At 61.3% G+C, this 12,074-nt stretch carries 8 protein-coding genes; 6 read left to right on the forward strand and 2 right to left on the reverse strand.

The features are described from left to right. Nucleotides 1-26: 26 nt before the first annotated feature. The 6 genes from msbA to phoR all read left to right on the forward strand — a co-directional run bounded on the left by msbA (nucleotide 27) and on the right by phoR (nucleotide 6,440). Complete coding sequence (gene msbA, locus IPM27_09125) at nucleotides 27-1,769, forward strand: lipid A export permease/ATP-binding protein MsbA (GenBank protein ID MBK9161711.1); 1,743 nt, start codon at nucleotides 27-29, stop codon at nucleotides 1,767-1,769. Between the two features lie 86 nt (nucleotides 1,770-1,855). Then, a complete protein-coding gene (locus tag IPM27_09130) occupies nucleotides 1,856-2,458 on the forward strand; it encodes a peroxiredoxin (protein MBK9161712.1) in 603 nt (200 codons plus the stop codon). A 29-nt stretch (nucleotides 2,459-2,487) separates the two neighbouring features. Next, nucleotides 2,488-2,835 carry a DUF1622 domain-containing protein gene (locus IPM27_09135; GenBank protein MBK9161713.1) on the forward strand — a complete coding sequence of 116 codons (348 nt, stop codon included), beginning with the start codon at nucleotides 2,488-2,490 and terminating at the stop codon, nucleotides 2,833-2,835. Nucleotides 2,836-2,930: 95 nt separating this feature from the next. Further along, nucleotides 2,931-4,376 (forward strand): sodium:solute symporter family protein, encoded by a 1,446-nt coding sequence (locus IPM27_09140; GenBank protein ID MBK9161714.1) that lies wholly within the window; start codon nucleotides 2,931-2,933, stop codon nucleotides 4,374-4,376. A gap of 68 nt (nucleotides 4,377-4,444) precedes the next feature. Continuing rightward, complete coding sequence (gene phoB / locus IPM27_09145) at nucleotides 4,445-5,131, forward strand: phosphate regulon transcriptional regulator PhoB (GenBank protein ID MBK9161715.1); 687 nt, start codon at nucleotides 4,445-4,447, stop codon at nucleotides 5,129-5,131. A 10-nt stretch (nucleotides 5,132-5,141) separates the two neighbouring features. After that, nucleotides 5,142-6,440 carry a phosphate regulon sensor histidine kinase PhoR gene (gene phoR / locus IPM27_09150; protein MBK9161716.1) on the forward strand — a complete coding sequence of 433 codons (1,299 nt, stop codon included), beginning with the start codon at nucleotides 5,142-5,144 and terminating at the stop codon, nucleotides 6,438-6,440. 69 nt (nucleotides 6,441-6,509) lie between these two features. On the opposite strand, the gene IPM27_09155 is transcribed toward phoR, so the two are convergent. Together IPM27_09155 and IPM27_09160 are read right to left on the reverse strand one after the other, a co-directional pair. After that, a complete protein-coding gene (locus IPM27_09155; GenBank protein ID MBK9161717.1) occupies nucleotides 6,510-8,135 on the reverse strand; it encodes a hypothetical protein in 1,626 nt (541 codons plus the stop codon). Nucleotides 8,136-8,215: 80 nt separating this feature from the next. After that, nucleotides 8,216-12,040 (reverse strand): DUF3683 domain-containing protein, encoded by a 3,825-nt coding sequence (locus IPM27_09160; GenBank protein ID MBK9161718.1) that lies wholly within the window; start codon nucleotides 12,038-12,040, stop codon nucleotides 8,216-8,218. Nucleotides 12,041-12,074 lie beyond the last annotated feature (34 nt).

The following is a 12,074-nucleotide window of genomic DNA, read 5'->3' on the forward strand; positions in this document are numbered from 1 at the left end:
CTGCGTTGCGCGGTGAGAAGGCGTACATGACTTCTTACCAGCTCTATTCACGTCTGCTCGGCTACGTCAGGCCATATTGGCGTGCTTTTGCACTTTCGCTGCTCGGCATGGTCGTCGTCGCCGTCACCGAACCGCTGGTGCCCGCGCTGATGAAGCCGATGCTGGATGGCACCTTCGTGCATAAGGATCAGGCAATGATGCGCATGGTGCCGGCGATCATCATCCTGATTTTTCTGGTGCGCGGCATCGCGACGTTCGTCGGCACCTATGCGATCAACTGGGTCGGCAACAAACTGGTGATGGATCTGCGCAACGAGATGTTCGCCAAGCTGCTCAGCTTGCCGACCCGCTATTACGACGATCATGCCACCGGTCTGTTGATCTCCAAGCTGACCTTCGATGTAACCCAGGTAACCAGTGCCGCAACCACAGTGGTGACCATCGCGGTCCGTGACAGCATCGTGATCGTCGGTCTGCTGGGCTGGCTGTTCTATCTCAACTGGAAGCTGACGCTGCTGACGCTGCTGATGGCGCCGGTCATCGCTTTCATCATCAGCACCATCAGCAAGCGCATGCGTACCAGTAGCCGCGATGCGCAGCAGGCGATGGGCGATGTCACCCAGGTGATCGAGGAGAGTGTCAGTGCGCACAAGGTGGTCAAGCTGTTCGGCGGCCAGCAATATGAGCGCATGCGTTTCAACGAGCAGGCCAACTGGGTGCGCCGCTATGCCATGAAACAGGCGGCGGCGGCGGCGGCGAACGTGCCCATCGTGCAGATGGTCGCGGCGCTGGCGCTGGCGGTGATCGTTTACCTCGCTACGCTGCAATCGCAGGCCGACGAGACCACGGTGGGAGGGTTCGTTTCGTTCATCATGGCGATGCTGATGCTGACCGCGCCGCTCAAGCGGCTGACCGGTGTCAGCGAATACCTGCAACGCGGACTGGCGGCAGCGGAAAGCGTGTTTGCACTGCTCGATACCGACGGTGAGACAGACAGTGGCACGTTAGCGATCGGTCGCGCGCTCGGAGAGCTCCAATTCAGGGATGTCCAGTTCGGTTATGAGCAGGATGGACGATATGCGTTGCAGGATATCAACCTGCACATTCGCGCCGGAGAGAATATTGCGCTGGTCGGCGCATCCGGCAGCGGCAAGACCACACTGGCCAATCTGGTGCCGCGCTTCTATTCCCCGACCCGGGGGGCGATCCTGCTGGACGGCCATGATCTCGGCGAACTGACGCTGGGCAGCCTGCGCGCCAACATCGCGCTGGTCAGCCAGGAGGTGGTGCTGTTCAACGACACGGTTACCGCAAACATCGCCTACGGCCAGATGCGCGAGGTTTCCGAAGAGGAGGTCGTTGCCGCCGCGACCGCCGCGCATGCGATGGAATTCATCCGCGAATGGCCGGAAGGGCTGAATACACTGGTCGGTGAACGCGGCATCAAGCTGTCCGGCGGACAGCGCCAGCGCATCGCCATTGCGCGCGCCCTCCTGAAGAACGCGCCGATCCTGATCCTGGACGAGGCTACTTCGGCGCTGGACAGCGAATCCGAACGCCATGTGCAGGCCGCGCTGGAAACCCTGATGCAGGGGCGCACTACGCTGGTCATTGCGCACCGCCTGTCCACCATCGAAAAGGCGGATCGCATCGTCGTCCTGCAAAAAGGCAGGATCGTCGAGATCGGCACACATGCGGAATTGCTGGGCAAGGATGGTGTGTATGCGCAACTGCATCGCATCCAATTCGCCGCCGTCACCGGGGCGTAAGACCTTATGCCGTGGAAGGTTGACGCGGCAATGGCAAATAGCCTAAATTGCGCTACTCGAATACAACCAATCATCAGGAGATCAACATGGCAGTTCTTGTCGGCAAGTCCGCACCCGATTTCAATGCTGTTGCCGTGATGGGCAACAACGAGATCAACGAGACCTTCAATCTGAAAAAGCACATCTCCGGCAAATATGCCGTGGTGTATTTCTATCCACTGGACTTCACTTTCGTCTGTCCTTCCGAGATCATCGCCTTCGACCACCGTCTGGACGAGTTCAAGAAGCGCAATGTCGAAGTGATCGGCGTGTCCATCGATTCGCACTTCACCCACCTTGCGTGGAAGAACACCGCGATCGACAAGGGCGGGATCGGCCAGGTGAAATATCCGCTGGTTGCCGATATCAAGCACGAGATCTGCAAGGCTTACGATGTGGAAGCCGAAGGCGGCGTTGCCTACCGCGGCTCGTTCCTGATCGACCGCGCCGGCGTGGTGCGCCACCAGGTGGTGAACGACCTGCCGCTGGGCCGCAACATCGACGAGATGCTGCGCATGATTGACGCGTTGCAGTTCACCGAAGAGCACGGCGAGGTTTGCCCGGCAGGCTGGAGCAAAGGCAAGGCCGGCATGAATGCTTCGCCGGACGGCGTGGCGAAGTACCTGGCCAATCACGCCAAGGAACTGTAGGCGCATCGTAAAACACGACGGGGACGGCCATGCACGAGTTTCTGGTTGAGCTGGTCGCCCTGATCGTTCCCTGGACCGAAGCGCTCGGCATCGCCATCGTGATGTGGGGCGTGGTCGAAGGGGTGGTCAAGCTGCTGGCGCGATTCCGGTCGTTGCTGGACAAGGCGTCCGAGCCCGTTCCGATCAGCCACATCCGCCTCGCCATCGGCGAGAAGATTGCGCTGGGTCTCGATTTTTTCCTGGCTGGCGACATCATCCAGACCATCATCATCCCCAGTTGGGAATCGCTTGCCATTCTCGGCGGGATCGTCATCATCCGTACCGTCATTGCCTTCTTCCTGAACAAGGATCTTAAAGAGTTCGCCGAACAAAAGTAGCGTGATATCGGCAGGTGTCTGTCAAGCGCGTTTTCACGCAAATCCTGCAAGACTGTTAAAATCCGTGCCGTTCTGATTTCGAGCGGGTGTCCATCATGCTGGTTGGTTTTGTCTTCCTGTATCTGGTTCTTTCTATCGGTATCGGCATGTATGCCGCGACCCGTGTGCACAACGCGCGTGACTACATCACCGCCGGGCGTTCCCTGCCGATGTACATCGTATTGGCCATGGTGTTCGCCACCTGGTTCGGCGCCGAGACCGTACTCGGTATTCCGGCTACTTTCATGGAGGAGGATCTGGGAGGTCTGATCTCCGACCCGTTCGGTGCATCGCTGTGTCTGATCCTGTTCGGTCTGTTCTTCGCGCGCAAGCTGTACCGCATGAACCTGCTCACCATCGGCGATTTCTATCGCCAGCGTTTCGGGCACAAGGTCGAGGTCATCACCGGTATCGCAATTGCGTTGTCCTATCTGGGCTGGGTGTCGGCGCAGGTCACCGCGCTGGGGCTGGTGTTCAACGTGCTGTCCGACGGCCAGATCACCCAGGCGCAGGGCATCCTCATCGGCGCTGCCGTGGTGTTGATGTACACCCTGTACGGCGGCATGTGGTCGGTCGCACTCACTACCTTCGTGCAGATGATCGTCATCGTCATCGGTCTGGTCTACATCTCGGTGTTGCTGGCCGGCATGACCGGCGGGGTCACACCGGTGATCGAGCATGCGGTGGCGAACAACAAGTTCCACTTCTGGCCCGAGATGAACGCGGTGGCCATGGTTGCCTTCATTTCGGGGCTGCTGACCATGGGTTTCGGCTCTATCCCGCAGCAGGACGTGTTCCAGCGTGCCAATACAGCAAAGAACGAGAACGTCGCGGTGTGGGGCACGGTGCTGGGCGGCGTGGCCTATTTTCTGTTCGCCGCAGTGCCTTTGTTCATGGCCTACTCGGCCAACCTGATCGACCCGGCTCTGGTCGCGCAGTGGCTCGCCGAGGACAGCCAGAAGCTGTTGCCGGAACTGGTCAAGGCACACCTGCCGCTATTTGCCCAAGTGATCTTCTACGGCGCGCTGCTGTCGGTCATCATGTCCACCGCGTCGGGTACGCTGCTGGCGCCCTCGGTCATGCTGTCCGAGAACGTGCTCAAGGGCTGGCTCACGCGCAAGAACCTGTCCGACCACAAGATGCTGGTGATGACACGCTGGGTGGTCGGTATCTTCTCGGTGTGCGTGACGCTGTACGCCCTGTGGGCGCTGGATCAGGAGACCGGCATCCACCAGATGGTGGAGAATGCCTACAAGGTGACACTGGTGCTCGCCTTCACGCCGCTGGTGGCAGGGCTGTACTGGAAGCGCGCCACCAGGATGGGCGCATACTGGGCGATCGGGCTGGGGCTGGCGACCTGGCTGCCGCTGGAGTTCATCGCGCCGGAGGCCGATCTTCCGCCGCAGTTCGCCGGCTTTCTGATGAGCGTCGTCGGCATGGTGGCGGGTTCGTTGCTGCCTGATCTGTTGCGCGGGAAACCTTCCCCGGATTCCGGGTCCTGACGGATGTCATCTTCCCGTCATAAATACTTCATACCATTGCAATCCTGATTGATGACCAAGGATTACAGATGAGCGCGAAGATTTTGATCGTGGAAGATGAGCCGGCGATCCAGGAGTTGCTGGCGTTCAACGTAAAGCAGGCTGGATTCCATGCGTTGCGCGCCGAAGATGCCGAAAGCGCGTGGCGGCAGATCCACAACGGAATGCCGGACCTGATCCTGCTGGACTGGATGCTGCCGAATACCAGTGGCATCCTGTTGGCCAAGCAGTTGCGCGCCGAGGCACGTACCCGGGACATCCCGATCATCATGCTGACTGCGCGCGGGGATGAACGGGACAAGATAATGGGGCTGGAAGCGGGGGCGGACGATTACATCACCAAGCCGTTCTCGCCGCGAGAACTGATGGCGCGGATCCGCGCCGTGTTGCGTCGCCATGTTCCGCAGATGCCGGACGAGACGGTCGCGGTCGGCGGGTTGGAACTGTCGCCCGCTTCGCATCGAGTGACGGCGCGTGAGGCAACCATCGATCTGGGACCGACGGAATTCCGGTTGCTGCATTTCTTCATGACCCATACCGAGCGCGTGTATAGTCGTGCACAGTTGCTGGATCAGGTGTGGGGCACGCAGGTCTTCGTCGAGGAACGCACGGTGGATGTGCATATCCGCCGCTTGCGTGCGGCACTGGAACCGGCCGGCATGGACGGTCTGGTTCAGACCGTGCGCGGAAGCGGCTACCGTTTTTCTACAACTTGAGGGGGCTGGTTTGCGGGATTATTGGCTGCGGGTGACTTTGCCGGTATGGGGCGGCGGGCTGGTGGCGCTGCCGATCTGGGGCGTATTCTCGGCTGTTTCCGCCTTGTGGTTCATGCTGGCCGTATTGCTGGCCGTGATGCTCTACCGTGCGCGCCAGTTGTACAAGCTGGGCGTCTGGCTGAGCGACGCGCGACTGGAAAACATTCCGGAAGCGGATGGCGGGATATGGGACGAGATATTTTCGCGGCTCTACAAGATGGTCAAGCGGCACAATCAGACCAAGCAGGAACTGGCTTACGAATTGCAGCACATCGAGCAGGCGACCTCCGCGCTGCCGGAGGGTGTGGCGATCCTCAACGACCAGAACCGTATCGAGTGGTGCAATCCGCTTGCCGAGCAGCATTTCGGGCTGGATGCGGAACACGATTACATGCAGGACATCACCTACCTGGTGCGCCAGCCGGAATTCGTCGACTATCTCCATGAAGCGAATTTCAGCGAGCCGCTGGTGATGGAGCCGGCTCGCCACCAGGGGCTGGTGCTGTCCATCAAGCTGGTTCCGTACGGCGGGAACAAGCACCTGTTGATCAGCAGCGACATCACGCAACTGGAGCGCATCGAGAACATGCGCCGCGATTTTGTCGCCAACGTCTCGCACGAATTACGCACGCCGCTGACGGTGGTGAACGGTTTCATCGAAAACCTGCAGGATATGCGCGACCTCGGTCAGGACGAGGCGAAGATGGCGCTGCAACTGATGTCCGAGCAGACGCGCCGCATGTACAGTTTGGTGGATGACCTGCTTGCCCTGTCGCGGCTCGAGAACGAGCAGAATCCGCTGCACGAAGATGATATCGATATGGCCGTCCTGCTTGACGAGGTGTGCCGCGACGGCCAATTGCTCAGCAACGGACGACATCAGATCGGATTGGAAATGCCGGGTCAGGCGAAGTTGCACGGCAGCCGCAACGATTTGCGCTGCGCGTTCGGCAACCTGCTCAGCAACGCGATCCGCTATACACCGGACGGTGGCACGATCCTGCTGCGCTGGCATATGCGCTCCGGCCAGCCGGTGTTTTCGGTGCAGGACAGCGGCATCGGGATCGCGTCCCAGCACATCCCGCGCCTGACGGAGCGCTTCTACCGGGTGGATCGCAGCCGTTCCCGCGAAACTGGCGGGACGGGACTGGGCCTTGCAATCGTCAAGCATACTGCGATGCGGCACCAGGCCAGACTGGAAATCCTCAGCGAGGAGGGCAAGGGCAGCCTGTTCTCGCTGGTTTTTCCGGGGAAACGCATCGTCCGGTAGTCGAATCGACTGGCATGCCGCGAACGGTTAGCCACCCGGTGCCGCAGGCGCGGGAAGATCGACGGGGTCCTATACCAGCGTGAAACTGACGCGTTCGTAGTCCATTCCGCGCTCGACGCTGAAACCCATCTTGACGTTCTGCTTTTCCCCGTTCAGGTGCAGTACCTCGACCACGCGATTGGGCTGGAACCATTCGCGCGGGACGACCAGGCTGGACGGGATGCCCAGCGCGGTAATGGCGGGCAACAGGAAGGCCGGAACATACTTGTCGGAGACGGTGAGATTGATCCCGGTTGCCCGGATGCTGACCGCAGCCACCACTCCGGGCAGATAACGCACACCAATCTTCAGTTGGCCGGTGAGTACGACATTCACCCATGCCGTTACGCCGAGCATGAAGGCGTCGGCATCGTCCGGGCGTAGCGCGACCAACTGGCTGTAATTCAGTCTGCCGCCCAAATGGTCTTCCCGGACCAGCCGTGCACCCAGGATACTTTCGTTCTCTATATGCCAGTTCTCCAGCGGGAAGCCCAGTTCCTGCAAGCCCTTGCTTGCGCTCTTGTCTTCCAGCACCCGGCCATAGGTCTCGATCTGGCGCCGCGCCGCCTCGCTGACCGTATTGTCACGCTTGGGCTGCCCGAACGGCTTCCCGGACAGATGCGCGTAGATCCCTTCCGGCTTGTAGCACAGCAGCGCATGTTGTGCGACGGGATGCCGTTCGCCGAAGCGGGTATTGTGATCCTCGCACCAGCACTGGTGCAGGAAGGTCAGGAACTCGATGCAATCGCTGCTGTTGCAATGATTGCCCAGGCCGACCTTCTGCGGAGTCTCGCCCTGCTGCAGCAGGATGGTCTTGACGCGCAGCAGCTTGCTCAATGGCACCATCGCCAGATAACGCATACTGCCGCTGTGCGTGACATATTTAAGCGGCTGCAAGCCCTGTACGCTGTCCAGATCCACCGCAAGCGGTTGGGCGTCATTCTTGCTGGCTGTATAGCTGATCTCAACGGTGACGATGTCGCTCCACAGGGAAAGCCAATGGTCGAGCGATTGCAGTTGCGCGCGGGTCAGTTCGGCGGGTCGCGCATAGCAGGCGAGCAGCGTCTTGACGTAGACGCTGCGGCAGCTGCTGCGCGGCTGGACGGTGTTCAGCGGGTCTTCCACCGCAGTCAGGTGCAATCCCTGCTGTTCGGCAAAGGCATACAGGTCATGCAGCTGATGCCACAGCTTGGTGTTGAATTCGTAACCGGTGCGCAGGTGTTCGAAGATCTCCAGACCGCTGTAGAGCAGACAACGCTGGCCGAGCAGCGCGCCATGCTCCTCGAGTTGCCTGTCCCCGGCGATATAGGCCTGCAGGCAGCGCTGGTAGCCGAGCACCAAGGCCTGCCAGAGCTGCACGATACCGACGAACACCATCAACTCGCTGTCGCTCAACGGCAACGGCTTGGCAATCAGTTTCTTGGCATAGTCGGCCTGTACGTAGCCGACCGTCTCGCGCAGCAGCTCCAGGGAATTGAGCCGTTCCAGCCCGCGCGTCGGGTAGCGGTTGAACTCGTTGATCTGGGTGAGCAACTGGCTGTGCGCCAGTTGCAGATTGGTCAGTTGCAGTTGTCCCAGCCATCGTTCGCAACCGGCCGCATCCTTGAAAACAGGATTGGCGCGGTCATCGGTCGGTTCGAGCGGCAACGTCAGCATGGTTCGTCATTCATTGGTATGGGTGGATACTTTCCATGAGACGCGCTCCGCAGTCAAGCGGCAACGCGCCTGCGGCACTGTCAGAGCAGGATGCGTTCGATCCCGCCGTGGTTGGCCTTGCCGACATAATCTTCCAGCCAGTCCTTGCCGAGCAGGTGGCGCGCCATCTCCACCACGATGTAGTCCGGCGCGGCGCCGGTATCGTCGACATAGCGGCTCAATCCCTGCTGGCACGCCGGACACGATGTCAGCACCTTAACCTCGCCGTCGTAGCCGTCCGCCCTGAGGGCAGCAACACCCTTGCGCATCTCCTCTTCCTTGCGGAAGCGCACCTGGGTCGCGATATGCGGCAGCGAGACGCCAAAGGATCCGGCCTCGCCGCAACAGCGGTCGTTCAGCGCGACCTTGCTGCTGCCCATCAGCTCGTTCACCACCTTGAGCGGCTGGTACGTTTTCATCGGCGAGTGACAGGGATCGTGATACATGTATCTTGCATCAGTGGGTGTGTCCAGCTTGATGCCTTTCTCTAACAGGTACTCATGGATATCGAGCAGCCGGCAGCCGGGGAAGATCTTGTCGAACTGGTATTGCAACAACTGGTCCATGCAGGTGCCGCAGGAGACGACCACCGTCTTGATGTCCAGATAGTTCAGCGTGTTCGCCACGCGGTGGAACAGTACGCGGTTCTGCGTGGTGATGGCTTCGCCCCGCACCTGATCGCCAGAGGCGTTCTGCGGATAGCCGCAGCACAGGTAGCCGGGCGGCAGTACGGTGATCGCGCCGGTGTGATACAGCATCGCCTGCGTCGCCAGGCCGACCTCCGAGAACAGGCGTTCCGAGCCACAGCCGGGGAAATAGAACACCGCTTCGGCCTCTTCGCTGGCGCGCCGGGGATCGCGGATCACCGGCACGATGGTCTGATCCTCGATGTCCAGCAGCGCGCGTGAGGTTCTTTTCGGCAAACCGCCGGGCATCGGCTTGTTCACGAAGTGGATCACCTGCGCCTTGAGCGGCGGCTTGCCGACGGTGGCGGGCGGGCGCTTCAGTTGCGCGCCCAGCAGGCCGAACCGTTTGGCGACGCCATGTGCTATCCGCTGCCCCTTGTATGCCCATTCGATCATCACCTTGCGGATCAGCTTGATGGTGGTCGGGTCGGTCGCGTTGAGGAACCGCATCGAGGTCGCAGTGATTGGGCTGAAGCGCTTCTGGTTATGCTTGCGCAGGAAATTGCGCATGGCGATGGAGACATCGCCGAAGTCGATGTCCACCGGGCACGGCTTCTCGCAGCGGTGGCACACCGTGCAATGGTCCGCCACGTCGTTGAACTCGTCGAAATGCTGGATGGAAACGCCGCGCCGGGTTTGCTCCTCGTACAGGAATGCCTCGATCAGCAGCGAGGTGGCAAGAATCTTGTTGCGCGGCGAATAGAGCAGGCTGGCGCGCGGCACATGGGTGGAGCACACCGGTTTGCACTTGCCGCAGCGCAGACAGTCCTTGATCGAGTCGGAGATCTCCCCCAGCGCGCTCTGTTCCAGGATCAGGCTCTCCAGTTCCATCAGGCTGAAGCTGGGGGTGTAGGCGCGCTCCAGGTTGCTGCCCGGCAGCAGCTTGCCCTTGTTGAAACGGCCTTCCGGATCGACCCGCTGCTTGTAGGCGATGAACGGCGCGATCTCCTGCGCGTCGAGATAGTCGAACTTGGTGATGCCGATGCCGTGCTCGCCCGAGATCACGCCGCCGAGGTCCTTCGCCAGTTGCATGATGCGATCCACCGCGCCGTTCGCCTGCTGCAGCATGGCATAGTCGTCTGAGTTGACCGGGATGTTGGTGTGCACGTTGCCGTCTCCGGCGTGCATGTGCAGCGCCACGAACACGCGGCTCTTCAGCACGCGCTGGTGGATGGCAATGCACTGTTCGAGGACGGGTTGATAGGTGTTGCCGCTGAAGATCTGGCGCAGCGGGTCGCGCAACTCGCGCTTCCATGAGGCGCGCAACAGGTGGCGTTGCACCGCGTCGAAAACGGTGACCGCATCCTGCCGTTCTTCTGGGGCATACAGGCTCTCGCTGAGCGGGACGTCCAGATTATCCTGCAGCCACTGCCAGCGCTGGCGCACATCTGCGAGCAGTTGTTGCGCTCCCTGACGGCGGTTGCCGAGCAATTCGTCGTCGCCCAGTTGTTCGTCATCCTGATAATGCAGCGGCAGTTCGCCGGCAAACAGTTCATCCAGCGCATCGAGCAGCTTGAGTTTGTTGGCGAGCGACAACTCGATGTTGATGCGTTCCACCCCGTCACAGTAGTCGCCCATGCGCGGCAGCGGGATCACCACGTCCTCGTTCACCTTGAATGCGTTCGTGTGCTTGGCGATGGCGGCGGTGCGCGCGCGGTCCAACCAGAACTTCTTGCGCGCCTCGGCCGAGACCGCGATGAAGCCTTCGCCATGGCGCAGGTTGGCCAGACGAACGATCTCCGAGGCGGCTTCGCCGGCCGCGCGCTCGTCGTCGCTGACCACATCGGCGATCAGCACCATCTTCGGACGCGTGCCGCGCTTGGCCTTGGTGGCATAGCCGACCGCCTTCAGATAGCGCTCATCCAGATGTTCCAGCCCGGCGAGGAATACGCCGCGCTTGCTGCTGCGCGGATCGAGCATCGAGGTGATCTCGACGATGGCCGGCACGGCTTCGCGCACCTGACCGAAGAATTCCAGACAGACGGTACGGGTGTGGGCATGGGCGCGGTGCAGGATGAAGGTCGCCGAGGTGATGATGCCGTCGCAACCTTCCTTCTGGATGCCGGGCAAGCCCGACAGGAACTTGTCGGTCACGTCCTTGCCCAGCCCGGTCTTGCGGAAGGCGCTGCCGGGGATAGTGAGGATCTCGGCCTCAGCGGTGAGCGGCTTGTCCTGTGCATCGAAGCGCGTGATGCGGAAGCGCGCTTCGGGCGCGTCGTGGATCTTGCCTAGATTGTGGTCGAGACGCTCGACCAGCATCCAGCGACCGTCCGGCGTCACCATCTTCCACGACGCCAGGTTGTCCAGTGCGGTACCCCACAGCACGGCCTTCTTGCCGCCCGCGTTCATCGCCACGTTGCCGCCTATGCAGGATGCGTCGGCCGAGGTCGGATCGACCGCGAACACCAGATCTTCTGCTTCGGCCGCTTCCATCACGCGCCGTGTGACCACGCCCGCACCGCAATGGATGGTGGCGTAGGGGGTGGACAATCCGGGCAGGACGCGCCGTTCGATGGCAGCGAGCGTATCCAGCTTCTCGGTATTGATGACGGCGGAATGCCGGTCCAGCGGCACCGCCCCCCCGGTATAGCCGGTACCGCCGCCGCGCGGGATCAACGTCAGGCCGAGCTCGATGCAGGCACGCACCAGCGGCGCGATCTCCTCCTCGCTGTCCGGCGTCAGCACAACGAAGGGATATTCCACGCGCCAGTCGGTCGCATCCGTCACATGGGTGACACGCGCCAGTCCGTCGAACTGGATGTTGTCGCGTCGCGTGTACCGGCTCAGGCTGCGCAGCGTCTTTTTGCGCAGTTGCAGGGTATGTTCGAAATCGGCCGCAAAACGCTCGACCGCCGCCGTGGTCAGTTCCAGCAATCGTTTCACCACCTCGTTATCCTGGCGGCGCGCCTCGATCGCGTGCAGCCGGTGGTAGAGCGCGCCGACCAGCGCCTCGCGCCGCTTGCGGTTGGCGAGCATGTCGTCTTCGAGGTAGGGGTTGCGCGTCAGCACCCAGATGTCGCCCAGCACTTCGTAAAGCATCTGGGCCGAGCGCCCGGTGCGACGCTCCGCGCGCAACGTGTTGATGATGTCCCAAGCCTCGGGTCCGAGCAGGCGCAGCACGATCTCGCGGTCGGAGAACGAGGTGTAGTTATAGGGGATCTCTCTTAAACGGGCGGTCATGGTGCAGCCTTGATTGCAAGGCGCGCATTCTACC

The sequence above is a fragment of the Nitrosomonadales bacterium genome, assembly GCA_016716325.1.
Classification (GTDB): domain Bacteria; phylum Pseudomonadota; class Gammaproteobacteria; order Burkholderiales; family Gallionellaceae; genus Gallionella.

Coding starts and splice junctions, on each gene's coding strand:
- IPM27_09130 (MBK9161712.1), top strand. CDS start 1,856: ATGGCAGTTCTTGTCGGCAAGTCCGCACCCGATTTCAATGCTGTTGCC.
- IPM27_09135 (MBK9161713.1), top strand. CDS start 2,488: ATGCACGAGTTTCTGGTTGAGCTGGTCGCCCTGATCGTTCCCTGGACC.
- IPM27_09155 (MBK9161717.1), bottom strand. CDS start 8,135: ATGCTGACGTTGCCGCTCGAACCGACCGATGACCGCGCCAATCCTGTT.
- IPM27_09160 (MBK9161718.1), bottom strand. CDS start 12,040: ATGACCGCCCGTTTAAGAGAGATCCCCTATAACTACACCTCGTTCTCC.
- phoB (MBK9161715.1), top strand. CDS start 4,445: ATGAGCGCGAAGATTTTGATCGTGGAAGATGAGCCGGCGATCCAGGAG.
- IPM27_09140 (MBK9161714.1), top strand. CDS start 2,931: ATGCTGGTTGGTTTTGTCTTCCTGTATCTGGTTCTTTCTATCGGTATC.
- msbA (MBK9161711.1), top strand. CDS start 27: ATGACTTCTTACCAGCTCTATTCACGTCTGCTCGGCTACGTCAGGCCA.